At 65.1% G+C, this 25665-nt stretch carries 23 protein-coding genes and 2 pseudogenes; 9 read left to right on the forward strand and 16 right to left on the reverse strand.

The annotated features are described in order from the left end of the window. The first annotated feature begins 924 nt into the window (after positions 1-924). Positions 925-1422, forward strand: a complete 498-nt coding sequence (locus OIU93_RS02905) for a hypothetical protein (protein WP_372342855.1) — start codon at positions 925-927, stop codon at positions 1420-1422. 353 nt (positions 1423-1775) lie between these two features. Here OIU93_RS02905 and OIU93_RS02910 read toward each other — a convergent pair whose 3' ends face one another. From OIU93_RS02910 to OIU93_RS02920, 3 genes are read right to left on the reverse strand one after another with little or no spacing between them, the layout of a single operon-like run. After that, positions 1776-2747, reverse strand: a complete 972-nt coding sequence (locus OIU93_RS02910; RefSeq protein ID WP_264268544.1) for a ribokinase — start codon at positions 2745-2747, stop codon at positions 1776-1778. Continuing rightward, the gene (locus tag OIU93_RS02915) at positions 2748-4169 is read right to left on the reverse strand and encodes an MFS transporter (RefSeq protein ID WP_264268545.1); all 1422 of its coding nucleotides are present in this window, start codon (positions 4167-4169) and stop codon (positions 2748-2750) included. After that, positions 4166-5146: a nucleoside hydrolase gene (locus OIU93_RS02920; protein ID WP_264268546.1), complete on the reverse strand. Its 981-nt coding sequence runs from the start codon at positions 5144-5146 to the stop codon at positions 4166-4168. Before OIU93_RS02920 ends, OIU93_RS02915 begins: the two co-directional genes overlap by 4 nt. 190 nt (positions 5147-5336) lie before the next feature. Here OIU93_RS02920 and OIU93_RS02925 point away from each other — a divergent pair, with 190 nt between their 5' ends. After that, positions 5337-6380, forward strand: coding sequence for a LacI family DNA-binding transcriptional regulator (locus tag OIU93_RS02925; protein ID WP_264268547.1), 1044 nt, complete (start codon positions 5337-5339; stop codon positions 6378-6380). Positions 6381-6388: 8 nt separating this feature from the next. On the opposite strand, the gene OIU93_RS02930 is transcribed toward OIU93_RS02925, so the two are convergent. Further along, positions 6389-6934 carry an RDD family protein gene (locus OIU93_RS02930; protein ID WP_264268548.1) on the reverse strand — a complete coding sequence of 182 codons (546 nt, stop codon included), beginning with the start codon at positions 6932-6934 and terminating at the stop codon, positions 6389-6391. Between the two features lie 174 nt (positions 6935-7108). Here OIU93_RS02930 and OIU93_RS02935 point away from each other — a divergent pair, with 174 nt between their 5' ends. Continuing rightward, complete coding sequence (locus tag OIU93_RS02935; RefSeq protein ID WP_264268549.1) at positions 7109-8011, forward strand: dihydrodipicolinate synthase family protein; 903 nt, start codon at positions 7109-7111, stop codon at positions 8009-8011. A 236-nt stretch (positions 8012-8247) separates the two neighbouring features. Here the strand turns inward: OIU93_RS02935 and OIU93_RS02940 are convergent, their stop codons facing one another. Beyond that, positions 8248-8889 carry a cob(I)yrinic acid a,c-diamide adenosyltransferase gene (locus OIU93_RS02940; protein WP_264268550.1) on the reverse strand — a complete coding sequence of 214 codons (642 nt, stop codon included), beginning with the start codon at positions 8887-8889 and terminating at the stop codon, positions 8248-8250. A 106-nt stretch (positions 8890-8995) separates the two neighbouring features. Here OIU93_RS02940 and OIU93_RS02945 point away from each other — a divergent pair, with 106 nt between their 5' ends. Then, on the forward strand, positions 8996-10762 hold the full coding sequence (locus OIU93_RS02945) for a BCCT family transporter (protein ID WP_264268551.1): 1767 nt from the start codon (positions 8996-8998) through the stop codon (positions 10760-10762). A gap of 21 nt (positions 10763-10783) precedes the next feature. On the opposite strand, the pseudogene OIU93_RS02950 reads toward OIU93_RS02945, so the two are convergent. Continuing rightward, positions 10784-10954, reverse strand: a pseudogene (locus tag OIU93_RS02950) (amino acid transporter); the annotation flags it as partial. Continuing rightward, positions 10954-11298: an SOS response-associated peptidase gene (locus OIU93_RS02955; RefSeq protein WP_264268552.1), complete on the reverse strand. Its 345-nt coding sequence runs from the start codon at positions 11296-11298 to the stop codon at positions 10954-10956. The gene OIU93_RS02955 and the pseudogene OIU93_RS02950, both read right to left, overlap by 1 nt. 318 nt (positions 11299-11616) lie before the next feature. On the opposite strand from OIU93_RS02955, the pseudogene OIU93_RS02960 reads away from it, so the two are divergent. Continuing rightward, positions 11617-12228, forward strand: a pseudogene (locus tag OIU93_RS02960) (PDDEXK nuclease domain-containing protein); the annotation flags it as partial. Between the two features lie 356 nt (positions 12229-12584). Here the strand turns inward: OIU93_RS02960 and OIU93_RS02965 are convergent. The 4 genes from OIU93_RS02965 to OIU93_RS02980 form a co-directional block, all read right to left on the reverse strand. Beyond that, positions 12585-13754 carry an MFS transporter gene (locus tag OIU93_RS02965; protein WP_264268553.1) on the reverse strand — a complete coding sequence of 390 codons (1170 nt, stop codon included), beginning with the start codon at positions 13752-13754 and terminating at the stop codon, positions 12585-12587. Positions 13755-13863: 109 nt separating this feature from the next. Further along, the gene (locus OIU93_RS02970) at positions 13864-14919 is read right to left on the reverse strand and encodes a tripartite tricarboxylate transporter substrate binding protein (RefSeq protein WP_264268554.1); all 1056 of its coding nucleotides are present in this window, start codon (positions 14917-14919) and stop codon (positions 13864-13866) included. A 44-nt stretch (positions 14920-14963) separates the two neighbouring features. After that, on the reverse strand, positions 14964-15533 hold the full coding sequence (locus tag OIU93_RS02975) for a tripartite tricarboxylate transporter TctB family protein (protein WP_264268555.1): 570 nt from the start codon (positions 15531-15533) through the stop codon (positions 14964-14966). Then, entirely contained in the window at positions 15530-17074 is a 1545-nt protein-coding gene (locus OIU93_RS02980) for a tripartite tricarboxylate transporter permease (protein WP_264268556.1), read from the reverse strand. The genes OIU93_RS02975 and OIU93_RS02980 overlap by 4 nt, the downstream gene beginning before the upstream one ends. Positions 17075-17438: 364 nt before the next feature. On the opposite strand from OIU93_RS02980, the gene OIU93_RS02985 reads away from it, so the two are divergent. Continuing rightward, on the forward strand, positions 17439-18107 hold the full coding sequence (locus OIU93_RS02985) for a FadR/GntR family transcriptional regulator (protein WP_264268557.1): 669 nt from the start codon (positions 17439-17441) through the stop codon (positions 18105-18107). Between the two features lie 50 nt (positions 18108-18157). After that, positions 18158-19414, forward strand: coding sequence for an NAD(P)/FAD-dependent oxidoreductase (locus OIU93_RS02990; RefSeq protein WP_264268558.1), 1257 nt, complete (start codon positions 18158-18160; stop codon positions 19412-19414). Positions 19415-19462: 48 nt separating this feature from the next. On the opposite strand, the gene OIU93_RS02995 is transcribed toward OIU93_RS02990, so the two are convergent. The 4 genes from OIU93_RS02995 to OIU93_RS03010 are packed head-to-tail and all read right to left on the reverse strand — an operon-like array spanning position 19463 to position 23338. Beyond that, positions 19463-20464, reverse strand: coding sequence for a hypothetical protein (locus tag OIU93_RS02995; RefSeq protein ID WP_264268559.1), 1002 nt, complete (start codon positions 20462-20464; stop codon positions 19463-19465). Then, positions 20461-21471 carry an amidohydrolase family protein gene (locus OIU93_RS03000; protein WP_264268560.1) on the reverse strand — a complete coding sequence of 337 codons (1011 nt, stop codon included), beginning with the start codon at positions 21469-21471 and terminating at the stop codon, positions 20461-20463. The genes OIU93_RS02995 and OIU93_RS03000 overlap by 4 nt, the downstream gene beginning before the upstream one ends. Further along, positions 21468-22175 carry a 4-carboxy-4-hydroxy-2-oxoadipate aldolase/oxaloacetate decarboxylase gene (locus OIU93_RS03005; protein WP_264268561.1) on the reverse strand — a complete coding sequence of 236 codons (708 nt, stop codon included), beginning with the start codon at positions 22173-22175 and terminating at the stop codon, positions 21468-21470. The genes OIU93_RS03000 and OIU93_RS03005 overlap by 4 nt, the downstream gene beginning before the upstream one ends. After that, complete coding sequence (locus tag OIU93_RS03010; protein ID WP_264268562.1) at positions 22175-23338, reverse strand: zinc-binding dehydrogenase; 1164 nt, start codon at positions 23336-23338, stop codon at positions 22175-22177. The genes OIU93_RS03005 and OIU93_RS03010 overlap by 1 nt, the downstream gene beginning before the upstream one ends. Positions 23339-23426: 88 nt before the next feature. Between OIU93_RS03010 and OIU93_RS03015 the strand changes: the two genes are divergently transcribed. Then, positions 23427-24356, forward strand: coding sequence for an ABC transporter substrate-binding protein (locus OIU93_RS03015; RefSeq protein ID WP_264268563.1), 930 nt, complete (start codon positions 23427-23429; stop codon positions 24354-24356). Further along, the gene (locus OIU93_RS03020) at positions 24353-24871 is read left to right on the forward strand and encodes an RpiB/LacA/LacB family sugar-phosphate isomerase (RefSeq protein WP_264268564.1); all 519 of its coding nucleotides are present in this window, start codon (positions 24353-24355) and stop codon (positions 24869-24871) included. Before OIU93_RS03015 ends, OIU93_RS03020 begins: the two co-directional genes overlap by 4 nt. Here OIU93_RS03020 and OIU93_RS03025 read toward each other — a convergent pair. Next, positions 24810-25658, reverse strand: a complete 849-nt coding sequence (locus tag OIU93_RS03025) for an alpha/beta fold hydrolase (RefSeq protein ID WP_264268565.1) — start codon at positions 25656-25658, stop codon at positions 24810-24812. The two genes, OIU93_RS03020 and OIU93_RS03025, sit on opposite strands and share 62 nt — an antisense overlap. Positions 25659-25665: the final 7 nt, after the last annotated feature.

A 25665-nucleotide genomic window follows, 5' to 3' on the forward strand; every position in this document is an offset into this window, starting at 1 on the left:
TCGAACAGTTGGCACATTCCTAGTGGTGCTATTGCATGCACTCCACCTCGATGGAAGGGCATGCCGAATTTCGAACAATCCTCGTTGATCCACCGGTCCACTGACCGGCCAACTCCAACGTGCAATCGACATCCGAAGCGACGTGCAGGGGCCTGTCAGCAAAGATTTCTGGCAGGCGTGCATCATCGAATCGCGCGGCCCGTTTTCGGTTCAGGCTGCAGAGCATGGGTACGGGGGATTTGCTGTCGCTACCTTCAGCGCTGCATCCGGCCCTGACAAATTCATCCCGGCCCAACTGTCCGTTCCGCCCAAGTGTTTGCACTGCTATACGAGCGGCCGTGCGGAAAATTCCGCTGCTCACGCTCTTCTGGCAAACCTCAAGGGGACCTTTAACTGTCGCATCTTTGTACGAGAAATACAAATCGGCTGGCACATCGTCGTCCAACGCGCGCCCGATCCGCCACTGGGAATCACCATTCCACCTCGTCAAGCAGGAGTGCGCCGTTGGCGGCGTCGCGCTCGATTGCCCCACCTAGCCGCACCGCGGCCTTCCGGTAGCTCGCTCCGAGAGCGGAAGGTGACTCCTGTTCCGGTTGCCTGCTCCTGCATGGAATCATCGGCGAGCATCACGACACGGTGTCCCCGAACAGCGATCCGGCGGGCGACGCCGAGCTCCGGCGGCACTGCGCCGCCGGCTTCTTGAGTGCGAAAAGGTAGGTGCGGCGTCTGGCTTCCGTAGCGGGCACTGCGCCGGGGCACGTCAGTGGGGTCGATCATGGCTGCAACGGTACGCCGCGGGCATGACGCGCAACATCCGTGCCGGTACCCGTTGATTTCCTGCACTGGGCACCCGGGGATGCCCGTAAAGATCGCCGGTCGTCACCCGACATCCGCTGTTCGCCGGAGCAGAGTAGGCTTCCGTCCATGACCACCGCCGTCGTTTTCGTCGCCGTGCTTGCCATGCTGGCCCTCTTCCAGCTTGCCCTGGCGCTCGGTGCCCCGTGGGGACGGTTCGCGTGGGGCGGGCGACACCCCGGAACACTGCCGACCGGCTTCCGGATCGCCTCTGCGTTCTCCATCCTGGTCTACGGATTCATCGCGGTGCTCGCGCTGGACCGTGCCGGGATGCTGGACGTTTTTCCGGAAGGCTTCTCCCGGATTGGCATCTGGGTCGTGTTCGCCTACCTCGCCCTCGGCGTGGTGATGAATGCGATCTCCCGATCCAAGCCGGAACGATATCTCATGACACCGGTGGCACTCGTGCTTGCGGTACTCGCGCTGCTCATCGCACTTTCACCTGCCGCCGAGAGGTCTTTCGCCGGCATGGTGTTGGACAACGGGAACGGGCCGGTGTTCTGCACGACCGTCATGGAGTCCTACCCGCCGCAATGCGGCGCCGACTCCCCAGCCGTGCTCGGCTAGGACTGGAATTCCGTGGATCACGAGCAGTCGCAGTCGGTACGCTGGGGCGAGTACAGCTTCGAGGGAGTGCGAGAGCGCGACACCATCACTCTGGGCGACGGGGCAACTCCGTTGCGCTGAGCTGGGCGGGAAGAGCGGGGTTGCTCGGGCCCCTCAAATGTGGCGGAGCGGGGCGTCCGGTCACCTTCACCCTGACGTATCCGAACCAAGGTGAACCGACGATGTTATCCCTGGACTGAGCACCTGCCGCAACGCTCGGACGCCAGATCCCTCCCGGGGAAAGGTCCGGGAGGGATCTGGCGTTGAATGAACCCGGGTTTGTCCCCCGGGGATCGGGGACAAACCGGGCCCCCCTAGCCCTTCAGTCTGGCGTTGACCGCGGCGGCATCCGGGTAGGCGGCCTGCGTGCCCTTCTTGGTGGCTGCCAGTGCGGCGCCCACCGAGGCAAAGGCTGCCGCGTCGGCCAGCGCGTCTCCGGCGGCCAGGCGTGCGGCAAGCCCGCCGGTAAAGGCGTCGCCGGCACCGGTGGTGTCCACCGCGTCCACGCGGGTGGGATGGATGCGGACAATGCGCTTCTGCGCTGCCGCGGTCGAGTCCAGCACCACGGAGCCCTGGGCACCGAGGGTCACCACTGCGCTTGGCAGCCCGCGTGCCACCAGGAGCTCCAGCACCGGCTCCCAGGCCGAGGCCTCGGCGTCGGGATCCGGAATTTGCTCCCCGTCAAGGAACTGCGAGGCCTCGTGCGCGTTGACCAGCAACACATTGGAGAGCCTTGCCAGGCTGGCCGGGATCGGGGCGTACGGGGACAGGTTCAGCAGCACCCTCGCGCCGGCGTCGGCCCCGGCGCGGGCCGCTGCCTCTACGGTGTCCAGGCCGACCTCCAGGCACAGGCAAAGCACTGCGGCGCCATCGAAGGTGGAGCCGGCGGCCTCGACGTCGGCCGGGGACAGGGTCCCGTTGGCTCCGGCGGAAATGACGATGCTGTTCTCCCCGTGCGCATCCACGGTGACCACGGCGACCCCGGTCTCCACGCCGTCGGCACGGCGGACCTGGCTGACGTCCACGTTGGCCGCGGCGCAGGAGTCAAGCAGCATCTGCCCGTTGGCGTCCCGGCCCACGGCGCCCACCAGGGACACGTTGCCGCCCAGGAGGCCGGCGGCCACGGCCTGGTTGGCGCTCTTGCCGCCGGGGTTCACCGTGAAGCCCTCGCCGTGCAGGGTCTCCCCCGGGGACGGCAGGCGCTGGGTGTAGATGGTCAGGTCGGCGTTCAGCGAGCCGACCACCACGATCCGGCCGGGCTCTTGCCCCTGGGCTTGGGTCTGCATTTACTTCACCTCTGCGTCGACGGGTTTGGGGATCAGCAACGAGGCGGCGAAGGCCGCCACGGTGATGACCAGGCCGACCACCACCACCGTCACGTAGGAGGCGCGGTCGCCCAGGGACGAGGTTCCCACGAGCACCGCGGGCAACACCAGGAAGCTCAGCCCGGCGCCCAGGTTGAAGGCGCCCGCATTCATGCCCGGCAGGAAGCCGGGGTTGCCCTTGGGCGAAAGCACCACGCCCAGGCCGTTGAGCATGATGTTGGCGGTGCCCGCGTACATGATGCCCAGCAGCGCGGTGCCGGCAACCATCATGGGCAGCGAGTCCATGCCGAAGAACACGATCAGCAGCAGCGCGGCGACGGAGCCGATCATGCCGATGCGCAGCACCTTGTTATAGCCCCACACGGGGGCCAGGCGTCCGCTGATGGGCCCGAAGACCCATCCGAGCAACGCGTAGGGGGTGAGAATCAGCAGCGCGGTCTGGGTGGGACCGACCCCGAAGCCGGGGCCCGCTGCCTGCACGTAGGCGGGGACGATGCCGTTGATGACGGCGAAAATGCCGGTCATGGTCAGCACCGTGGTCAGCAGCGGCGCCCAGGTGGCGCGCTGGCGCAGGTGCTCGAGCTGCACCATGGGCTCGGCCACGCGCTTCTCGGTGGCCCAGAAGCCGTAGAAGGCGGCGGCGGCCAGGGCCAGCAGCACCAGCGAGGTGATCACGGTGGCCGGGTCGATGCCGCTGACCAGTTTGGCGGCCTCGTTCAGGGCGGTCAGCAGGGCGCCGACGGCAACGACGATGAAGAACACGCCGAGCCAGTCCATCTTGGTGCCGGCTTGCGGCTTGGACTCGCGCGTCAGCAGCGCCACGGCAGCCGCTGCAAGGACGGCCAGCACCACCATGAACCAGAAGATGGAACGGAATCCATGGTTCTCGGCCAGGTAGCCGCCGAGGAAGGAATCGACGCCGGCGACCCCGCCGTTGACGGCAAGGATCAGGCCCATGAGGGTGCCGTAGCGGCGCGGGTTGGGCACCGCGCTTCGCAGCATCAACAGGCAGAGCGGAACCGTGGGACCGGAGATGCCCTGGACGATGCGGCCAACGAAGAGCCATTCGATGTTCGGGGCCAGGGCCGCGACGACGGAGCCGACGGCGGTCAGCAGCATCATGATGACCAGGATGCGCTTGCGGCCCACCACGTCGGAAAGGCGGGGCAGGAAGAGGGAGAACAGCGCGGCGGTCGTGAAGAACCAAGTCTGGGACAGGCCGATGGCCGCCTGGTCGGTTCCCAGCTCCTCGCCCATGGTGACCAGCGCAGGGCTGAGCATGGAGGCGTTGAGCTGGAACGCCACGCAGGCGGTGAGCAGGGCGGCGGTCAGCGCCGCGGCGCCGCCGCGGGTGCCGGTGGCTTTTTCGGTCAGGGTGCTCATGCGCTTGCGAGCTCAACGTCGCCGATGCGCACCAGCGCGTCGGTCACCAGGTTCCAGAAGCGCTCGTGGTCAAGGTCCACGGCGACGGAGGTGTGGCAGTCGGCGGGGGCCGGGGCGCGGAAGTCGGCCACCGTCATGCCCAGGGTCAAGGTGCCCGTCAGTTCGATGTTCACCGGCACCTTGCGGGTGGTGACGATGGTCGGGTCGATGACGTACGCCACGGCGCAGGGGTCGTGGACCGGCGGGAAGTCGAAGCCCTGGGCGTCCTTGTAGGTTGCCTTGAAGAAGTCCATGAGTTCGCGCACGAACTTGGCCGGGCCGGTGCCCACTGCCTCGATCTGGGCGACGACCTCGTCGGTGGCCAGCGCCTGGTGGGTCAGGTCGAGTCCGACCATGACGACAGGCCACTTCTCGTTGAAGACGATGTGCGCGGCCTCGGGGTCGATGATGATGTTGAATTCGGCCACGGCGCTCCAGTTGCCCACGTGGTAGCCGCCGCCCATCAGCACGACTTCCTTTACGCGCTCGACGATGCGCGGCTCCTTGCGGGCGGCCATGGCGATATTGGTCAGTCCGCCGGTGGGTACCAAGGTGACGGTGCCCGGCTCGTGGGCCATGATCGTGTCGATGATCAGGTCAACGGCGTGGCGGGGGTCCAGCTCGATGGCGGATTCGGGCTGGAGGGGGCCGTCCATGCCGGATTCGCCGTGGATGTCGGGCGCGTTTTCGATGGTGCGCACCAGCGGGCGGTCGCAGCCGGCGGCGAAGGGAACCCCGGTGATCCCGGCGATGGTCCCGGTCGCGAGTGCGTTCTTGGTGACCTTGGCCAGGGTCTGGTTGCCGACCACGGTGGTGACGGCAAGCAGTTCGATTGCGGGGCTGCCGTGTGCCAGCAGGATCGCAACGGCGTCGTCGTGCCCGGGATCGCAGTCGAGGATGATCTTCCGCGGTTCGGTTGAAGCGAGGGGTGCGCCCATGGTTTTCTCCACATCTTCGGGGATAACTTACCGGGGTTTGCGGCCGCGGAAAGGAAATGCTGTTTCCCCGAAATTCTGGCACCCTGGGGCAGCTTACGTCAAACGCTTAACTGCGGCGGCGAATATGCCCTAGTCAAACGCTTGACTTTCGACGGGTCCCGACTGCTGCCGCTCGACTAAGATTAAGGCCATGCATTCGACCCAAAAGCCGCGCGCCACGGCAATCAACCGGCGACGGGTCACGGCCGCGATGGTGGCAGAACGCGCGGGGGTCTCAACTGCCACGGTTTCCCTGGTTGCCAATGGCAAGGCCAGCGGCCGGGTTTCGCCTGGGAACGAGGCCAAGGTCCGCGAGGCCATCCGGGAACTTGGCTACGTGGTCGACGGGATCGGCAGTTCGCTGGCCAGGGGTGTGAGCAATACCGTCATCATGGTGGCGCCCGACATCTCCAACCCTTTCTTTGCCACGGTTATTGCCGGGGTCCGCGCCGCGCTGGGCTCCGAATTCCAACTGCTGCTCTCGGTCACCGATGCCGGCCAACTGCCCAGCGCCGATGACACTCGCCGCCTGCTGGGCCTGCGCCCGGCAGGGCTCCTGGTCGACGCCCCGGACCCCTCCTTCCTCGAGGAACTTTCGGCGCCAGGTCCCCTGGTACTGCTTGATGCCCCCGGCCTCGGGCCCGAGGTCCCGGCCGTGAACCTCGATGTCGCCCAGGGCGGACGGCTCCTGGCCGAGCACTTGGCCGCCACCGGCCACAAAAAGGTGGCCTACATCGACGGCACCACCGGAACCACCACCTTTGAGGTTCGCCGCATCGCCTTCCTCGAGGCCGCGGGCGCCCTGGGCATGGAAGTCCCCGAGGGAGCGCGGATCGCCGCGACCATCAATGTCGGCCTGGCCGCCAATGCCTTCGCCGAGGCCTGGCCGCAGTGGAAAAAGCTGGGGGTGAGCGCGGTGGTCTGCGCAACCGACACCCACGCCTATGGCGTGCTGCAGGAAGCGCGGGCCGCCGGCATCTCGATTCCCGGCGAACTCGCGGTGACAGGCTTTGATGACCTGCCCTATTCGACCACCAGCTCCCCCGGCCTGACCAGCGTCAACCTGCCCGGCGAACTGCTGGGCCGGCGGGCCGCCGAACAGTTGCTGCGACTCATCGCGGGCGAGGACCTGGAGACCCAACAAGTCACCCTGGAGAGCACGCTCATGGTCCGTGGATCGACCGTCCAGGGCTGACGCTTTCCTCAGGAAGCTGGCACCCTGCGCAACTGGACCCGGGTTCCAGCCGCCGCGTCGTGCGGTCCACGTCCGGTGACAAACACCAGCACGATGTAGAGAAGCGCCGCGACCGTTACCGCGTTCAGTCCCACGACGACCCATGCCGGCGGCGTTGCCTCATAGCCTTCGCGGTAGTACACGTACATCATTTGCCACACGAAAAAGTGGGCGCCTTCCCACGGCAGCAACTTCACGATGGTTCTCAACAGGATTTTCGTGCGGTTCGGCGCCGCACCGTCTGCGGCCCTCACCTCCAACCCCAGCTTGCGCTTGCCCCAGGTCGCATGGTGCGGCCCGGACTCGGTCCTGTACAGGTAGACGCCGACTACGAACGTGAGAAGCAAAAAATAGACCAGCTGACTGCCGAGCGGGCCAATGGTTCCCAGGGTGTCGGGCAGTTCCCCGCGGATCAGGAAAACGACAGTTGAAACCACGCCGAGAACGATCATCCAAGCCAAGATGACCACGTAGTCAAGCCCCAGGGCGGCCAAGCGCCGCGTCCGCTCACGCATGGAGCCAGCCTAACTGGCGCGGTATTTCCTGCCAACGGTGCCAATGTCGCTGGACAGGGCCTCGGAATCGCCAGCAGCCGAGAGGACTCACAACACCGAACCTCCGTGGGACCGACAGTGCCAAGATAGGCTTCGTCATGTTGCTGCCCCCATTTTCCTTGTGGAAGGACCCTCATGAAGTTCACCGGCCTGAGCGCTTTTCCCTTGACGCCACTTACCGCCACCGGCATTGACGAGCGCGCCTTCGAATCCACTATTGGCCGACTCGCGTCCGCAGGTGTCGATTCGATCGGTGCCCTCGGTTCCACCGGCAGCTATGCCTATCTCGACCGGAGCGAGCGGGCCCGCGCGGCATCCCTGGCCGTTCAGTGCGCCGGCGGCGTTCCGGTGATCGTCGGTGTTGGCGCGCTGGGCACCCGGGAGGTGCTGCGCAATGTGGAAGATGCCCAGAGCGCCGGAGCGGACGCCGTGTTGCTGGCACCGATGACGTATCAGCCACTCACCGAGGACGAGGTGTTCGGGCTTTATGAGGATGTCTCGGCGAACCTTTCGGTGCCCTTGGTTGTCTACGACAACCCCGGTACCACACGCGTGAATTTCAGCGATGAGCTGCACGGCCGGATTGCGCAGCTCAAGGCCGTGGCATCCATCAAGATTCCACCTGTGTCTGCCAATCCGGCCGAAGCTGCGGAACGTGTCGCTGCCCTCCGGGCGCTGGTGCCCGGGCATGTAACGATCGGCGTCAGCGGTGACGGCGCGGCCGCCAATGGACTACTGGCCGGATGTGATGCCTGGTACAGCGTGATGGCGGGGATCCTGCCGGAGCATTGCCTGGCGATCACGCGCGCCGCCACGTCCGGCGACGTGGAAAAGGCTCGATCGCTGTCGATGGCCATGGAACCCCTGTGGGCGCAGATGGCCCGATACGGGAGTTTCCGGGTCGCTTCGGCAGTGGCCGAGGATCTCGGATTGGTGAAGCCGGGAAACCTGCCCATGCCGGTAAGAAGCCTGGATGCCGACGGGCGCCTCGCGGTGCGGAGCGCCCTGAATGAAATTGGGATTACCACTCTGGCCTGACGAATGGGCATTGCTCCGCAACATTTGAATCCAACTGTGCGCGAAAGCCGTTTGGCCGCGTCCCACGGAGGCGCCCGCACCATGGGACGAGGCCGGCTTTGAGCTCGGGCGGAGCCCGCGGCCCTGCAACTCGAGACGCATGGGGCACTGCACGTCCTGGACTGCGGAGCATTCCCGGTGGTGCAGGCGTGGACAGAGCCGGATGAATGGCAGCAGCCGCGCCGCGCCCTCACCCTCTACGTGCCGGGGCCTTGGGCGGCGGCGTCGTCAGTGTCGGTGTCGACCGGCTGCACCGATGCCTCCGGGATCCACACGATGTCCCCGTGCTCGGCATTAGCCCCCCGCGCCAGGACGAACAGCATGGACGACAAGCGGTTCAGATAGCGGGCGGTCAACGGATTGACCGCATCCGGATACTCCTCGACGGCGATCCAGACCGCCCGCTCGGCGCGCCGGACCACGGCCCGGGACATATACAGCAGCGCCGCCCCTGCAGTGCCGCCGGGGAGCACTGTGCCGCTGACGTCCTCGGAATCCGCGTCGAAATGCTGCGTGGCACGTTCCAGCCGGTCGATATGCCCCTGGACCATCCTTGCCCGCGCCGGCTCCTGTCGGGATAACGGGACAGAGAGGTCCGCCGCAAGATCGAAAAGATCGTTCTGCACGCTCACCAGCATAGATGTCAGGTTGATTGGCAGACCGCCCATGGCAACGGCGACGCTGATGGATGCGTTGGCTTCATCGCACTCCGCAAAGGCGACAACCCTTGCGTCTCGCTTGGCCACGCGGCCGTGGCCGCCGAATTCGGTATGTCCGTCGTCTCCATTCCGGGTGTAGCCGGCGGGCTCCGGGGCTAGGGATTCTTCGCTCTCACTCATGTCTGCAACTATACTGACGAAGGCCATGCGGCGAACAACTAGCCATCCTCCCGGACGGCGGACCGCACAATGACCCGGCATTGGCCGCCAGTTGGTGAGGAGTTCGATGAAACATCATTCAAGCGACCAAGACCTGGAGGAGCGGGTGGGCGAACCCGCATCATTGCCGCCGACCCAGGGCTGGGCGAGCGTTGACAAGACGGTCTTCGGCGTCTCAGCCGGACTCATTGTGGTGCTCATCCTGCTGGGCGTGTTCTTCACGGATGCCGTCGGGGACGGCGCCGCGGCGGCCCTGTCCTGGATCACCAATACTTTCGGCTGGCTGTTCATCCTGGGTGCCTCCGGATTCGTCGTCTTTTCCCTGGTCCTGGCCTTCGGCCGCTACGGACGGATCCCACTTTCCAATGAAGGCGAAGCGACAGAATTCAGCACTCTCTCCTGGGTCGCCATGATGTTCAGCGCCGGCATGGGGATCGGGTTGATGTTCTACGGCGTGTACGAACCCGTCACCCATCTGGCTTCCCCGCCGCCCTTTGTCGACGTCGCGCCCGGCAGCCCGGAGGCCGCCAGCACTGCCATGGCCTACACGATGTTCCACTGGGGTCTGCATCCCTGGGCGATTTATTCTGTCGTCGGGCTGGCGCTGGCCTATTCCACCTACCGGATGGGCCGCGGCAACCTGATGAGCGCCCCGTTCCAGTCCCTGTTCGGCAAGGAACGCATCGAAAAGAGGGGCTGGGGCAAGCCCATCGACATCCTGGCCATCATCTGCACCAAATTCGGTACCGCCACCTCGCTCGGTCTCGGGTCGCTGCAGATCGCAGCGGGCCTCGCGCTGCTGCGCACCGGCGAGTTCGAGGAAGACCCCTCGGCCGCGGTGCCGATTATCGTGATCTGCGTGCTAACGGTCGGCGTGGTGCTCTCCGCCGCCAGCGGCATCTCCAAGGGCATTAAATGGCTGAGCAACACCAATATGGTCCTGGCCGGAGTCCTGCTGGTGTTCGTTTTCGTGGCCGGCCCCACGCTCTTCATCCTGGATCTGCTGCCCTCTGCCATCGGTGCCTACCTGACCGAGCTGGTCCCGATGAGTTTCCATTCGGCCGTCTTCGGCGGCAGTGACTGGCTGGCCAGTTGGACCATCTTCTATTGGGCCTGGTGGATCTCCTGGACCCCGTTTGTTGGCACTTTCATCGCCCGGATTTCCCGCGGTCGCACCATCCGGGAATTCGTCCTGGGCGTGCTGCTGGTGCCCACCGCCGTCAGCATGGTGTGGTTTGTCATCTTCGGCGGGGCCGGCATAAACCTGCAGCTGAACGGCGTGGACATCGCCGGCACCGGCAGCGAGGCGGCGGGGTTCTTCGCAGCCCTGCAGAACTATCCGTTCTTCATCGGGGCGGCGCTGGTGGTCATGGTTCTGACCGCCGTCTTCTTCATCAGCGGCGCCGATGCCGGCGCCCTGGTGCTGGGGACCTTGTCCACACGCGGCAGCAAGCACCCCTGGAAGCCGCTGGTGATCTTCTGGGCTGTACTCACCGGTGCGGTGGCCGCGGTCCTGCTGGCCGTCGGCGGGCTCGCTGCCCTGCAGACTTTCACCATCCTGGCCGCCAGCCCGTTTGTGCTGATCATCATCGGGCTCTGCGTGGCACTGTACGCTGACCTGCGCCGCGACCCGCTGCGCCAGCGCCGGCCCGGCCCGGTTCGCGGAGCGACGGGGCTGCAGGCAGCCGTCCCCTTCAGCGAGGCGGCCATGGCCGAGGCCGAGGCCGAAGAAGGTGCCGACCCCGCCGACGACGGAAACGGGACAAAAGAAACACCTACGCCGCCCGCCGGTGGGAGCGAATTTGGGCCGGATTTGCCCAAGACGCCCCGTTGAACCTCTTCCGACTCCGTCCTAGGCCAGCACCTCCAGGGCCAACAACATGTACAGCAGCGCTATCACCAGGATGTTCATGGTCGCGGCACGCCCCGCAGTCTTTTCCGGGTCCTTGGGCTCCTCATTCAAGGTCAGCGTGACATCCAAGCCCCAGTAGATGAAGATGGACAGCGAGACGCCGGCGGCGAAAGCTAGCGATCGCCCATGGGTTCGACGAGTCCCGGCCCGTTGTTGCGCACATTTCCCACGGGCTTGCCGACTTCACGCGGCAGGATCTCGGGATCCGGAATGGCATCCAACAGTGAACGGATTTCCGTCTTGTCGGAGAGTCCGGGATCCAGCCAGTCCGCCTGCAGGTCGGCAGGCACGATCACCGGGGTGCGGTCGTGGATGTGGCCCAGGGCATCGGCTGCCGGTCGGGTGAGGATCGTCGTGCTCATCCGCCACTCACCGTCCTCGCCGTCCGGAATTTCCGGGTCGCGCCAGAACCCATAGTGACGGGCGAAGCCCACGATTCCCCCATCCTGGGGGCTCACTCATGCAATCGAAAAGATCGACGCGCGAGCCAGCCGATACGCACGTGGCCCCAGCAGGGAATTCGATATCGATTGGGAAACCAAGAGCTCCGACGCGTGATAGCCCTTCACGTTGTGAAGGGCTGGTCTACCAAGTATTCTCGGTCAATCGCCGATAACCGCACATACGTAGTCGGCTTGTGGCTGGCTGCCGATCCACGCCCCCGATCGTTGGTGGCGGGACGCGCCCCTCAGCTCGTGCCCAGGCGGAACCCACAGGCTTGGATAAGGTGGAGGAATGACCGCAGCCGAATTGCTTCCGCATCCCGGAGACTACGCCTGCTGAACATGATGATGAACCGCTCAATGCAGCGCACTGGGACCGCGCCGTCAAATTTCACCCAGCACCTGGCGGCCGCCGATTCGGAGTTGGCGCAACAGGTCGCCAAGGACCCCTACGCCTTCGAGTTTCTCGGGCTTTCCGGCGAAGTAGCCGAACGCGACCTGGAACAGGCCCTCATGGACCGTATCGTGGAGACCCTGCGCGAAATGGGACCCGGGTTCGCCTTCGTCGGACGACAGGTGCACCTTGAGGTGGAGGGGGACGATTTTTACGTGGACCTGCTGTTCTTCCACGTCGAGCAGCTGCGCTATTTCGTCATCGAGCTCAAGACCGGGCAGTTCCAGCCCGAGTTCGCCGGCAAACTGAACTTCTACGTGGCACTGGTGGATGACAAACTCCGCCGCACAGCCCACTCCCCCACCGTGGGCATCCTCATTTGCGGCAGCAAGAACGACCACACCGTGCGCTACGCGCTGGGGCGCTCCACCTCTCCCATGGCCGTCGCCGCCTACACCTACGACCAACTCACCGCCGCCGACCGCGCGCTGGTCCCTGCCGAGGACCAACTCACCGCGGCCCTCGATGCGCTCCCGGACGAAACCAACTAGCCCAACTTCTGAGCCGATGAGATGCAGCTCCTCCTAAATTCTCTGTCAAGCTATATTCGGTACCCGGAGGCTCCAAAGGGGCCAGCTCCGCATATCTTCTTTCTCTTGTTTACTGAGAAGCCCAAAGCAGTAGTCGACTTCCTCTTGGTCGTCCAAAAGCATCGCACATGCCGTCTCAATGAAGGGGATTTTCCTGCGCTTGTTGACTGACTGAGCTCTTGAGAGCACGGATGGCTTTTCGATCATCTTGGCTGAGACTGACCGGTATGGATTTGGGCGTGGAGCCCCAACGCTGCCACGCGGTCCGGGGCAGTGTCGCACCAAGTCCACGCGACGCTGATGATTGCTTGTTCGGGTCAGGGTTTTCTTCTCGTGCCGTCCCTCGTCGCCATCGCGGGGATCCCGACGGCGACAGCGACGATCGCAGTCGCAACTGCTGCGGAAGGAACAAAGAAGATCAGAGCGCCGATGCCCATTGGCGTGACAAGAAGTGAAATGGCACGGAACGTGCCGACCGAGGCGATGGCACGCCCGCGTTCCTCCAACCCGACGGCCTCCGTGGCGAGCGCTGGGCCAAGCGTCTGCAGGATCCCCGCTCCCATCCCCGAGATGAACAGGAACGCACCGGCCAGCACAAGGTGGGGCGTCATGAACACCATCAACGCCACCCCTCCGACTGCGAGGGCCGCGCCGAGGACAGCCGACAGCCTCACTCCTGCTCGACGAACTGACCTCGCGACCGCGGAACCGGCCAGCGCCGCGAGGTTCGCCAGCGTCATCATCGCGCCAACGACCGGGATGGAGTGCCCCGCCTCGGTCAAGAGAACGGGCAGATACGAGTTCAGGATGCCCCGCCACGCGCCGGCCGTCGCGCCCATCCATCCAGCCGTCGTCACTCCATCGCGCCGCCACATAGGAACTGCTTTCTCGGCGGTTTCCGTGCGCGGCTTCGCGAACGGTTCGTATCGGATGAGGAATGCACAACTCAAGACACCCGGTCCTGCGATGCCTGCGGCGATGAAGAGTGCGAAAGAGAGCGACGAGGCGCCGATGATTCCTGCGAGGAGGGGGCCGATGAGCAATCCGACGCCGTTTGTCACATTCATGATGGCTAGAGCGGACACCGCCGGTCTCGATGCACGGATCACGTGCGTCTGCATGCCCGTGAAGAAGTACGCGCGGGCGGCCCCCTGGAGGAGTTGCGAGGCGACGAACGCCCACAGCTCATCGGTCACGCCGAGGATCACGCACGAGGACGCCAACAAAATCAGCGCGACGAGGACGAAGGTCCGCGTGCTGAAGCGATCCATCAGCGCGCCCATTCCTGCTCTCGCGATGATTTGCGTGATGGCGGACACTCCGACGAGGAATCCCACAGCCCCTAACTGGTACCCGGCTGCCGTGGCCACGAGCGGGACGACGACTGTCGCCATTCCGAGCGTGACGGAGAACAGAAGAATAGTCGTCTGGGAGAGGATGTCCTCCCGCCGCGGCGTGGGGGCCGTGCTGTCCTGCACTGACGTCATGTCTCATGCCCGTTCTCACGACCTCCCGGTCGCACAAAGAAAAAGGGGCCTTCGTCTCCGCAAGTTGTTCGCGGAGACGAAGGCCCCGGTGGTTATGTGCGCGAACGAGTCAGTACGATGCTTTGAGCACGTCGATGAAGTTCGCCGGCAGTTCGTCGAAGGCCGGGACGACGTCGTTCGCGAGTTCCTCGCCCGAGAGGTAGGACAGTTCGCGCTGCATCTTCTCGGCCTGCTCGAGGACCTCGGGGTCCTCCACTGCCGCTGCGAGCGCGTCCTGCAGGCAGCCGCGCGTCTGCTCATCCATGCCCGCCGGCGCGACCAGCGGGCGGCCGTACTCTGTGAGCAGTTTGATGCCATTGATGATTTCCTCCGCATCCGCAGAGAGGTCGAGCTCGCTGAACACGGTGGCGTCGGGGGCAACCGCCGGTGCCTCGTCCGCGAACGACAGCGGGACGATCGTCTCACCGTTCTCGATGCTCGTGCGGCGGCTGTCCAGCGGACCTGCGATCGCGTCCACGTTGCCCTGGATGAGGGCAAGGTCGGTTTCGGCCTGGCTGTTGAATCCTACGACGACCTCGGCGTTCTTCAGGTCGAATGCCTTGATTAGCGCGTTGGCTACGATGTAATCGGAGGACCCGCGGCCGGTTGATCCGAACCTGAATCCATCGCTTTTCATGACGTCTTCCCACGTCTGGTAGTCGCTGTCAGCATTGGTGGTGACGACCAGGTCATCAACGGCAACGCGTCCGATGTAGCTGAGGTCGTCGAATCCGAATTCCGGCCCTTGGGCGCCTGCAAGGATCGCGGCGGCCGCGCCCGTTCCATTGACGATGGCGATCTGGCTGCCGTCGGCAGGGGCCGTGGTGAGCTGATTGATTGCGAGCAGGCCGCCCGCGCCGGGCTTGTTCATGGGGATCACCTTGGCATCCAGCGCGTTCTCGATGCCGGGGATGATGACACGTGAGAGCACATCGTACCCTCCTCCGGCGTTGTATGGGATCACGAGCTCGATGGTCTTTCCCTTGAAGGATGAGCAGCTTTCGGCCGCAGCCGCGCTGGAAGTTGATCGCTCCTGACCGGGTGCCGTGCATCCGGTCAGTGCGAGAGCGCCGATCACACTCGCCCCCAGGGCGACACGGGCGATGCGAGATTTATTTTGAAACATGAACATACCTTCCTTGGTACTTATGCCGGGTTTTGAGGTGGAGGTCATCCTCCGGGAAGCAAGGCTCCTGGGGGGCTGGGGATGTACGTTACCCAGCGCATGAGGACCCACAGCAGCCCAGTCAGGACCACTGTGTATATGAGCGAGAAAATCCAGGTCTTCTTGCCAATTGCCATCAGGTATACGAGGGACAGCGCGGCCGCGGCGACGAACAGCCCGCACAGGTAGAGAACCAAGAAGAACCCGGCGATGAAACCGAGCGTCGTCAGCCACACGCGCCGCGAGGTGTGCGACAGGACGTACTCCGCGTCGTTCGGATCAATCTCGTCGTTGTCTTCTGCGGACTCGTTGAGCATCGCTGCCTGCTCCTCGGCGGGGCCGGCGGTCCTGTCAGTCCCGGTCTCCCCACGCTGCCGCGCCAGCGCGATCGACTTGCTGACGAGCAGCCAGGCTGCGCACAGCAGGCCGAGGCCCGCAGCCAGCCGGGGCAGCAGCAGCGACACCGCGGGCGGATAGGTGACGCTCGTGACGAGCGCCCCGCTGCAGATGACAAGAACCACACACGAGATGACAAGGTCCGGCATCGCGGACCGCTTCGTCGATGGGGCCGTCATTTCTTCCTTCCAATCGTTTGCATTGCACGGGTGCGGGGCCCCGGGACCGTCTCATCGGCAAGGCGTGCGCGGTGGTCGCGGTGCACCGAGCGAATGCTGAGGAACAGCGTCGCGAGGACGGCCAGGCCGACGATGAGGACGCCCGGACGGGTGAGCCATTCGGCGCCGAACAATGTGTTGGAGAGGTTCAAGTACTGCTCAAGAAGTTTTCCGAGCACGAGCGCGAGCAGGAACGGCACGCGCGGCCAGTCCCACCGCAGACACACCACGCCGAGCACTGAGGCCCCGAGCATGACCAGCAGGTCACCCCAGCTGTTGTTGGCTGTATAGGCACCGATCACGATGAACATGAACAGAATCGGTGTGATAACTGGGCCGCTGATCTTCGTCATGGCTGCGAGCGGGCGAACGAGCGCGAACGCGAAAACGACTCCGAGAATCCCGGCGATAATGACCGTCCACACCATCGAAAATGTGATGCCCAGCTGCGTGGTCAGCATTTCCTGACCCGGTTTGACTCCGAGAACGAGGAATCCGCCGAGCAGGACCGCTGTGGCCGCCCCGCCGGGGATTCCGAACGCGATCGTGGGTATGAGCGAACCTGCGTCTTTCGCGTTGTTCGTCGCCCCCGCCGCGACGAGCCCATCGACGGCGCCCTTGCCGAATTGCTCGGGGTTCTTGGAAGTCTGGCGCGCCTGCCCGTACGAGATCCACTGCGCGACAGTGCCGCCGAGACCGGGGAGCATTCCGATAACCACGCCGATCGATGACGAACGGATTACCACGGGCCAATGGCGGAGGGCGTCAGTCACTCCACGCATCGTGCCGGTGAGCTTGGTATCGCCGAGCGGTCCGTTGGCGATGGAGGACCGGGTCAGCATCAACTGGAGCACCTCGGCGCCACCGAAGAGACCCACGACAACAGGGATCAGCGCAATGCCGCTCCAGAGATACATCTGGTCGAAGGTGAACCGTGGCAGGCCCGCAGAGGGGTCTGATCCGACGTAGGAAACGAGGAGGCCGAAGGCCACCATCGCCATCCCCTTCGCTAGGTTCTTGCCGGCGAGCGTCACCACGAATGCCAAACCCAGGAGCACAAGCATGAAGAACTCGGGCGGTCCCAGCAGCAGCACGAGGGGGCGGATCACGGTGATGAAAACACCGAGGACGATCGCACCGAAGACGATGCCCATAGCGGAGCTGGTGAGTACGATTCCAAGTGCGCGTCCCCCTTGCCCCCTCTTCGTCATCGGGTAGCCGTCGAGCACCGCGGCCGCCGACGTGGCTTCGCCCGGGATGCCGAACAGTACGGAGGTGATGTCGCCGGCTGTCCCCGTCACGATCCACATGCTCAGGAGGAACACGAGCCCCTGAACCGGCTCCATCGCGAAGGTGAATGGAAGCAGGAGGGCGAGCGCCACGGCGCCTCCGAGTCCCGGCAGGATCCCCACGACGAATCCGATGAGCATTCCGATGAGCATCAGACCCAGGGTCTCCCACTGGAGCACCTGGTCCAGACCACTTGTGATCGCGTCGATCATGCGAGACGCCTCCTTGTGCACGCACTGTGCATAGCGTGCAAGCCCACGCTACCCACGACTTCTCGAGGGAGCGGTCTTAAGACCCGCCTTCGTGTCGCTGACACCATCGAACGCCCTTCACTTCGTTTTGATTCGCAGGGCATCGCCTGCGATTCCCTGCCCGAACACATCGGTGTGATCGGACTCATATTCTCAATGGAAGGACCATACCACCATTTACCCTTTCGTCAACAGCCCGGTATCCTAGCTATGTGCACCCGCACCGCGATCATCGATTGATCTCGACGCATCCGAATGACAGGAGACGGCATTGTCCGGAACCCCCCTAAGCCCGCCACCCACACAGCTTTTCAGCCAGGTAAATGTGGACCGCGCTTATCACGTCATCGTCGAGCAGATCAAGCAGCTAATCAGGGACGGCAACCTGAAGCCGGGCGACCGCCTGCCGAACGAACGCGAATTCTGCCAACAGCTTGGGGTCAGCCGCGTCACGGTTCGCGAGGCGCTCCGCGTTCTCGAAGCGACGGGATTGATCCAGGTAAACCTCGGCGCACGCGGCGGGTCGTTCTTGACCTCCCCCTCGCCAGAACTCGTGGGAGAGAACCTCGCGCACCTCCTGACCCTCTCGCCAATCACAGCGAGTGCCACAACGGAGGCCCGCCAAATATTCGAGCTCGGAATCCTCCCCCTGGTCCTCGAGCGGGCAACAGCGGAGGACATCGCCGCCCTCCACGACCTCGTGGCCGAGGCGAAGGCCGACGGCGCCTCCTCCACGGACATGTCCGCCGCGTTCCACGTGCGACTCGCGGCATGCACGCACAACCCAGCCATCGAAGCGTTGATGCACAGCTTCCACGGGCCCCTCATCTCCTCCCTCCGCGTGGCGAAGACCATCGCCCCGCATATGGGCCTCAAGGGCGTCGAGGAGCACGGCCACCTCGTAGAGGCGATCGAGGACGGCGACCTCGATCGCGCTCGTGCGATCCTCGCCCAGCACCTCGAGCGAACGGCGCAACGGCTCGCGGAGAAGTAGGGACGACCTCGACATAATGTGGTCTAATGGTCCTACCCTTAAGGAGGACCATGAATCACATCGCAACGCCTCGAATTTCCGCCCGCACCCTGATCATCGGCGCCGGCCAGGCTGGTCTCCAGCTCGCGGCCACCCTGCGCGAGCTGGGGGACACGGCGCCGATCACCGTTGTCGGCGGGGAGAGCCGGCCGCCATATCAGCGCCCACCGCTGTCGAAGGCCTTCCTCAGCGGCAGAGCCGCGGAGCACGAGCTGGCGCTTCGCGGCGCCGACTATTACACGGCGAACGACATCACCCTCGTCTGCGGCGAGTGGGTGGATACGATCACGCTCGACGACGATGCCGCCGGGTCGGGCGAAGCCGTGACTCGCAGCGGCCGGACGATCGCTTTCGACCGGCTCGCGTTCACTGTTGGCGGCACACCCCGTCGTATGCGTGCGCACGGCGCTGAGCTCGCGGGAATCCACTATCTGCGCACCATCGACGACGCCGTCGCGCTCAAGGAATCCCTCGACGATGCGTCTCGCGTCGTCGTCGTCGGCGGCGGATTCGTCGGTCTTGAGATCGCAGCGGCGGCGACGGCGAGCGGCAAGGACGTCACCGTCCTGGAAGCCCAGGACCGCCTCATGGCACGCGCTGTCGCGCCCGAGATGTCCCGCTTCTATGCAGACGCGCATCAGCGCCGCGGCACACGCATCGTGCTCGATGCCGCCGTGTCGGGCTTCCGCGGAACAGATCGCGTGAGCGGCGTCGAGCTCGCTGATGGCCGTGTGATCGACGCCGATGTCGTGGTCATCGGCATCGGCCTGATCGCCCACACGGAGCTCGCCGCGTCCGTGGGGCTGGCCAGCGAGGGCGGCATCGACGTCGACGCCTTCGGGCGCACCCGCATCCCGGGCATCGTCGCCGCAGGCGACTGCGCGGTGAGCTCCCACCCCGTCCACGGCCCTGTCCGGCTCGAGTCGGTGCCGAACGCGATCGCGCAGGCGAAAGCGGCTGCCGCCTCCTTGATGGGCCATGAGCCGGGCGTGACGGCGGTGCCGTGGTTTTGGTCGGATCAGGCCGACCTCAAACTCCAGATGGCCGGTCTCACGATGGGCCACGACCAAGTGGTCGTTCGCGGCGATCCCGACAGCGAGCGCTTCTCGGCGCTCTACTACCGCGATGGTCAGCTCGCATCGATCGAGGCGGTCAACGCTCCGCTCGACTACATGACGGCGAGGCGCATCCTCGAGGCAGGCGGAAACATCCCACCGGAGGCTGCGGGTGACACGGACATTCCGCTGAAGAAATACCTCACGAGGTGACGACGCAGTTCGGCCGGAGCGCCGCGGGAGCGCTCCGGCCGAACTGCGTCAGATGACGAAGGACTCCAGCGACTCGGGAGCAAACAGGTCCTCGGGCTCGCGACGCGCTCCGGACAATCCCTGCTCGTGGTGGTACCTGAGGAACGTGGTGAGCACCTTTCGATCGACTCCACCCAACCCGTACGACCAGTAGTCATCGCCCAGGAGCTCCCGCGCCTCTTCGAGATGGAACATCAGCCATGGCTCCATGAACTGCAGAGCCGAGGAGTCGTAGATGCGCGCTGCCGCCTGGGCCTTAGCTGCGGCCAAGGCCTTGGTCAGCGATTGCGCAACCCACCGGTGGCGCTCGTACAACTCGCGACGCAGCACGACGACGTGCATCACCGGGAAAATCCCCGTGGCCCGGAAGTACGCCTGCTCGGCCTGTTTCGTGTCGGGGAAGAGTCGAGCGATGCGCCCGTCCGGCCGCCCGAAGGTACTCGGGATCCGCGGCGAGAAAATCGCGTCGAGGTCCCCCACGGCTAGCATCTCGGACAGCGTGCGGTCCGAGGGAATCGGATGAATGTCGAACGGCACATCCACGACGCCCTTCTCGATCCGCCCGGGACTCTCCTGGCCGCCGGTGAAGAACGTCGATGCATCGAGCGGCAGGCCGTGGTGGTCGGCCAGGATCCCTCGTTGCCACACGCACGCGGTCAACTGCACCTCGGGCATGCCGATCCGCTTGCCGCGCAGATCGGAGGGTTTCACCACCCCGGCATCGACGTTGACGAACATCCCTCCGTGGCGGAACTGACGCGACGTGTAGATCGGCAGCGCGACGAACGGCGGTTGCTCTCCCCTATCGAGCGCGTTGAGGGTCGAGACGTAGGTCGACAGCGACATCTCCGCCGCATCGAACTCATGGTGCCGCGCCATGCGGAAGAAGGTCTCCTCCACGGGCAAGCGCAGGTACGTGAGGTCGATGCCGTCGACCGCCACGCTGCCGTCCTCGACCCCGCGGGTGCGGTCGTAGTCGCCACAGGCAAAGGTCAGCTGCAGGCGACTCATCCGCCGCTCCCTACCAGGCGCGCGGCAAGCCGCGGGTAGATGCGCAACGCGTTCCCGTGCGTGATCGCATCCCAGTCTGCCTGCGATCGTTCAGATGCCCGCAGATACGTGAGGGTGTCATCCCATTCCACGCCGGTGATGGGGTCGGCGCCGCGCACGGCTCCGAGCATCTCCGAGGCGAAGAGCACGTTCGATGCCGGGATCAAGTCGACGAGGAGGTTGTATCCGGGCTGGTGGTATACCGCCGTATCGAAGAACACGTTGCCCAACAGCTCCGAGGGATCCTGCCAGCCATTGCGCATCGCAAGTCCGCGATAGCGGCCCCAGTGATAGGGAACCGCGCCGCCACCGTGGGGGATGACGATCCTCAAGCCGGGGAACCGGGTGAACAGATCCGATTGGAGCAACTGCATAAAGACGCTCGTGTCGGCGTTGAGATAGTGCGCGCCGAGCGTGTGGAAGTTCGGGTTGCACGCCGCCGAGACGTGGACCATGAGAGGCACATCGAGGTCCTCGGCGGTCTCGTAGATCGGGAACCAGGAGGGATCCGTCAGCGGCTTGCCGGCCCACGTCCCCGATGGATCCGGGTTGAGATTGGCACCCACGAATCCGAGCTCCCCCACGGTGCGTCGCAACTCGGCGAGCACGCCGTCGAGGTTTCCTTCCGGCGTCTGGGGAAGCTGCGCGACGGGAGCGAAATGCGCGGGAAACAGCTCGCTGACGCGATGGACCATGTCGTTCGACGCCTGCGCCCACGTATTGGCGATATCCGCATCCGGCTCGTGATGTGCCATCCCGGAGGCGCGTGGCGAAAACAGCATTAGGTCGCCACCGCGCTCACGCAGGACCCGGACCTGGTGGTCTTCGACGCTTTGGCGGAGCTCTTCATCCGACACCTGGTCACTGAGACCCGCCGCGCTCGGAGACTCTCCCCGAAGCAGTGCCGCACGGAACCGATGAAGCGCTTCGGGTTCTGTCGTATAGTGCCCGTGGATGTCGATGATCATGATGTCCGCCCTTCCTGCCACATGCGATAGTCGACGTATCGGATCCCTGCAGCCTCGATCATCGGCCGCATGTTGTTCACGTCGAGCGCTGTCTCGCCCGCGAGGTACCGGGCCCGGGAGAGCTCTTCCTTCGCTTCGCGCTCCTGTGCCGTGACCAGCACCTCGGCGACCCGTGCGCGTGACACGATCACGACGCCGTCATCATCGGCGAGTACCGCGTCGCCGGGATGCACGATCTGACCCGCGATAGAGATCGGCACGTTGACATCGCCGAGGTTGCCCTTCGTCGTCCCCTCGGCACAGACATGCCGCGACCACACCGGGAAGCCCATCGTCTGCAGGTCGGCGACGTCACGCACGCCGGCATCGATGACCAGGCCGCGCACGCCACGGGCCTTCAGCGAGGTGGCGAGCAGGTCGCCGAAGTAACCCATGTCGCACGGCGCCGTCGGGGTGATGATGAGCAGGTCACCTTCCTGGCACTGCTCGACTGCCACAGCGATAGTCGTGTTGTCCCCAGGGGTCACCGTCGCTGTCACAGCCGACCCGGCGACGCGCATTCCGCTCTGAATCGGCGTGATCGCCGATGCGAGCAGTCCTCTGCGGCCCTGAGCCTCGTGCACCGTGGCGACGCTGTACCCGGCCAGTGTGCCAAGGAGATCGAGGGGCGTGCGGGGCGTGCCCGTCACGACGAGGCCGCCCATCAGGCTGTCGCCTTCGCGCTCGTCCGCCCACCGGGCTGGCCGATCATGTCGGGCATCATCGAAATGTGGATCGCATCCTCGTCGGTCTGGCCGGCGAGCACCCGGATCGCGTGATCGACCTCATCGATTCCATACCGGTGCGTAGCGAGCTTCTCGAGCGGGAACCGGCCCGATGCGATCTGCGCGACGGCCAGTTCGCAGGCGCGGTACGAGTGGCCACGCGCCGACTTGATCGTGATCGACTTCTCGGTGATCTTCTTCAGGGGGAAGTCGGGGAAGGCGGCCAGTTCGCCCTGCACGAGCAGCGTGCCATCGCGACGAGTGAGGACGTCGACTCCGAGCAGCAAGGGGGCCGTACCGGCTCTTGACGTGCAGTCGAGCACGTAGTCGACCCCGCGCCCCTGAGTCAGATCCATGACCTTTTCGCGCGCATCCTCCGTCAGGATGTCGATGACGTCATCGGCACCGAGCTCGAGCGCGAGCTCGAGACGCTCCTTGTCACGGGTTGTGCCCGAGACGATGATTCGCGAGGCGCCCGCCTGCTTCGCCGCGATGAGCTGGGAAAGTCCCTGCTGGCCGGGACCCTGGATGAGCACGGTGTCGTTGTACCCGATCCCGGCGGTGAGCAGCGCCCATTCGATGCCGTTCGACAGCGGCATGATGAGTCCCGCGAGCTCAGGAGACATCGTCTCGGGGACCTTGTGAAGCACCGCATTCCATGGCAGGTACATGTACTCGGAGAATCCACCCCAGAGGCGGCCGGGCATGTCGGAGGACGTGTAGCCGAAACGTCGCGCGTCGGGGTTCGTGCGCCAATCGGTGGCTTCGCAGTGGCGATACTCGCCGATGCGACACCACTCGCAGTTGTAGCAGGCCACGTAATGCTCGACGAAGACCCGGTCTCCCTCCACTAGCCCGTGCCGGCTCCTGAACCGCTCTCCTGCCTCGACAATCACGCCGACGTTCTCGTGCCCCATGATGACGGGTCCCTGGGTCGCCGGAGTGTCGGGCGGTGAGAAATACAGTTTGGCGTCGGTGCCGCAGATGCCCGCCACCTCGATCTTGAGCAATGCGGAGTCTGCGTCGATGCGCGGCTTGGGGAATTCGCGCATCTCGGTCATTCCGGGGGCTGTACGCACGGCGGCGAGCACTGAATCAGTCATTGGCACTTCCTTGGGCTAGTGATTGGCATAATGGTAATACCAAGGCTAGCATCCAATAAGACAACTTTTCTGACGACATGGAGGATTCATGCACTTGTCACTACTCACGCGCCCGCAGGGAGCAAATCGCGCACTGATCGAGGGTGGCGCGGCGGCGTCCGGGCTCCGCTTCGACGTCGTCGAAGAACCCGTCCTCGTGAAGGGGTTCCGCAGGATGGTGCGCGATCTCGAGTTCGATGTCGCCGAGATGGCTCTCACCACATATCTCACTGCGAAGGAGCACGGCGTAGCGTTCACCGCACTGCCGATCTTCCTCGTGCGCGACTTCCACCACGGTGCCGCCCAGGTGCTGCGGAAGAACAGCAGTCGACCCGTCGCAGACCTCGCCGGCAGGCGCATCGGCGTGAACCGCGGCTACACGGTGACCACGGGAGTCTGGGGTCGAGCGGCACTGGCCGAGGCCGGCCTCGATCTCGACTCAGTGACCTGGGTGTGCTCAGGGGACGAGCATGTCCCCGCGTATGTGCCTCCGAAGAACGTGCTTCGCGCACCCCACGGGGCGACGCTCCAGGAGATGCTCCTCGCCGGTGAAATCGACGCCGTCGTCGGTGCCGGCATCACGCATCCCGAGGTGGTCTCCCAGATCGCAAACCCCGACGAGGCGGCGACCGACGTGCTCCGGCAGCGCGGGGTCTTCCCCATCAACCACCTCGTCGTCGTGCGAGACGAGCTGCTCGCACAGCACCCCGAGTTGGCCTCGACCTTGTTCGCTGATTTCGCCGAGGCGAAGCGTCGCTACGTCGAGCGGCTGCGCAGCGGTCCCGGCGACAGCCGCCAGGATCAGATCTTGGCGCGGGTCATGAAGATCACGGGATCAGACCCCCTGCCCTACGGCGTCGAAAAGAATCGGGGTACGCTCGAAGAGCTCATCGACAACGCGATGAGCCAGCACATCGTCCGCACCCGTCCGGCGATCGAAGACCTCTTCGCCGACGGAACCTTGGAGCTTCAGGGATGATGCCAGATCTCGCACGCATCGCCATCGCAGGAGACCACCACGGCGTGCGGCTCATCGACCGCATCGTGGGCGTCTTGAGTGCCCGGGGGCATCATGTTGTCTTGGACCTAGCCCCGCGGGGCGGCACAACGGTGGACTATCCGCCGTTGTGCGCTGCCGTCGCCCGGGCGGTCGCCCGGGGCGATGCCGACCTCGGCATCATCGTGGGCGGCAGCGGCCAGGGAGAGGTGATCGCCTGCAACAAGGTGCGTGCGATCCGCGCGGGGCTCGCGTACTCCGAGTTCTCCGTCGACATCTCGCGCGGCAACAACGATGCCAACGTGATGGTGATCGGCACGAAGGTCGTCGACGACGAGACCGCCCTCACGCTTCTCGACCGGTGGCTTGCGACGCCGTTCAAGGGTGGCGTCCACGCAGAGCGGATCGCGCAGATCGCGCGTATCGAGAGCGGCCTCAGTGGCGCGAAAGGAACTCGCGCACGCGTGCCGTCGACGCTTCGGGCGTCTGCTCGATGACCGGCACATCCCAGTACTCGGCCCGGGGCAGGCACTCCTCGAGGTAGCGCGCGGCCGAGCGGGTGTGCGAGAGATCCTCGCCGGGCACGACGAGCGCGGGGACTTCAAGTAGCTGGAGATCCTCCGGTTCCGGCCCTGGAACGGTGTCGCGGTCGAACAACAGCCGCGCAGATCCCGACACGATCGTTCGGTACCGCTCGAGACTCGTGGACGCGTAGCGCTCGGCGAATGCCTCGTCAGTGCGGAGCGCCGCGGACCATGGCCCGACGCGGGGATCCTTGGTGAACCCCGCAGTGGTGGACCGTGCGTGCTCGACGACGGCATTCACTCCGTGTTCCAGGGCGAACCCGAGATGCTGCGTGAAGCGCTGGTGCTGGGCTGCCCGGTACGTCACTCCGCCAGCTGGGGAGAACAGCACCATGCTGCGTACGCGCTCAGGCTGCGCGATTGCGAGCAGTGCGGCGGACGAGCAGCCGACGCACCCGCCCATCGTGTGCACGGCGTCGAGACCGAGGTGGTCGATCAGACCGATCGCCTGGTCGATGTACTTCGGCCACGCCAGCCGCTCGAGGCGACCGCCTGACTGGCCCGATTCGCGCCGATCGAACACGATGCAGGTGTACTCCTGCGACAGGGCATCGACGAATCCAAGCTGCTTGTAACGCCCGAACGTCGTCCAGTTATCCAGGCTCGAGTCGAAGCCGCCTGGGCTAAACATCAGGATCGGCGGACCCTCGCCGACCATCTCGTAGCGGGTGCGGATTCCATCCACTTCAATAACGGGCATGGCCCTC

Source organism: Paeniglutamicibacter sp. ZC-3 (assembly GCF_025847175.2).
Taxonomy (GTDB): domain Bacteria; phylum Actinomycetota; class Actinomycetes; order Actinomycetales; family Micrococcaceae; genus Paeniglutamicibacter; species Paeniglutamicibacter sulfureus.

Bases quoted from the DNA above. Each gene is read 5' to 3' on its own strand.
- OIU93_RS02905 (WP_372342855.1), top strand. From the start codon at position 925: ATGACCACCGCCGTCGTTTTCGTCGCCGTGCTTGCCATGCTGGCCCTC.
- OIU93_RS02910 (WP_264268544.1), bottom strand. From the start codon at position 2,747: ATGCAGACCCAAGCCCAGGGGCAAGAGCCCGGCCGGATCGTGGTGGTC.
- OIU93_RS02915 (WP_264268545.1), bottom strand. From the start codon at position 4,169: ATGAGCACCCTGACCGAAAAAGCCACCGGCACCCGCGGCGGCGCCGCG.
- OIU93_RS02920 (WP_264268546.1), bottom strand. From the start codon at position 5,146: ATGGGCGCACCCCTCGCTTCAACCGAACCGCGGAAGATCATCCTCGAC.
- OIU93_RS02925 (WP_264268547.1), top strand. From the start codon at position 5,337: ATGCATTCGACCCAAAAGCCGCGCGCCACGGCAATCAACCGGCGACGG.
- OIU93_RS02930 (WP_264268548.1), bottom strand. From the start codon at position 6,934: ATGCGTGAGCGGACGCGGCGCTTGGCCGCCCTGGGGCTTGACTACGTG.
- OIU93_RS02935 (WP_264268549.1), top strand. From the start codon at position 7,109: ATGAAGTTCACCGGCCTGAGCGCTTTTCCCTTGACGCCACTTACCGCC.
- OIU93_RS02940 (WP_264268550.1), bottom strand. From the start codon at position 8,889: ATGAGTGAGAGCGAAGAATCCCTAGCCCCGGAGCCCGCCGGCTACACC.
- OIU93_RS02945 (WP_264268551.1), top strand. From the start codon at position 8,996: ATGAAACATCATTCAAGCGACCAAGACCTGGAGGAGCGGGTGGGCGAA.
- OIU93_RS02965 (WP_264268553.1), bottom strand. From the start codon at position 13,754: ATGACGTCAGTGCAGGACAGCACGGCCCCCACGCCGCGGCGGGAGGAC.
- OIU93_RS02970 (WP_264268554.1), bottom strand. From the start codon at position 14,919: ATGTTTCAAAATAAATCTCGCATCGCCCGTGTCGCCCTGGGGGCGAGT.
- OIU93_RS02975 (WP_264268555.1), bottom strand. From the start codon at position 15,533: ATGACGGCCCCATCGACGAAGCGGTCCGCGATGCCGGACCTTGTCATC.
- OIU93_RS02980 (WP_264268556.1), bottom strand. From the start codon at position 17,074: ATGATCGACGCGATCACAAGTGGTCTGGACCAGGTGCTCCAGTGGGAG.
- OIU93_RS02990 (WP_264268558.1), top strand. From the start codon at position 18,158: ATGAATCACATCGCAACGCCTCGAATTTCCGCCCGCACCCTGATCATC.
- OIU93_RS02995 (WP_264268559.1), bottom strand. From the start codon at position 20,464: ATGAGTCGCCTGCAGCTGACCTTTGCCTGTGGCGACTACGACCGCACC.
- OIU93_RS03000 (WP_264268560.1), bottom strand. From the start codon at position 21,471: ATGATCATCGACATCCACGGGCACTATACGACAGAACCCGAAGCGCTT.
- OIU93_RS03005 (WP_264268561.1), bottom strand. From the start codon at position 22,175: ATGGGCGGCCTCGTCGTGACGGGCACGCCCCGCACGCCCCTCGATCTC.
- OIU93_RS03010 (WP_264268562.1), bottom strand. From the start codon at position 23,338: ATGACTGATTCAGTGCTCGCCGCCGTGCGTACAGCCCCCGGAATGACC.
- OIU93_RS03015 (WP_264268563.1), top strand. From the start codon at position 23,427: ATGCACTTGTCACTACTCACGCGCCCGCAGGGAGCAAATCGCGCACTG.
- OIU93_RS03020 (WP_264268564.1), top strand. From the start codon at position 24,353: ATGATGCCAGATCTCGCACGCATCGCCATCGCAGGAGACCACCACGGC.
- OIU93_RS03025 (WP_264268565.1), bottom strand. From the start codon at position 25,658: ATGCCCGTTATTGAAGTGGATGGAATCCGCACCCGCTACGAGATGGTC.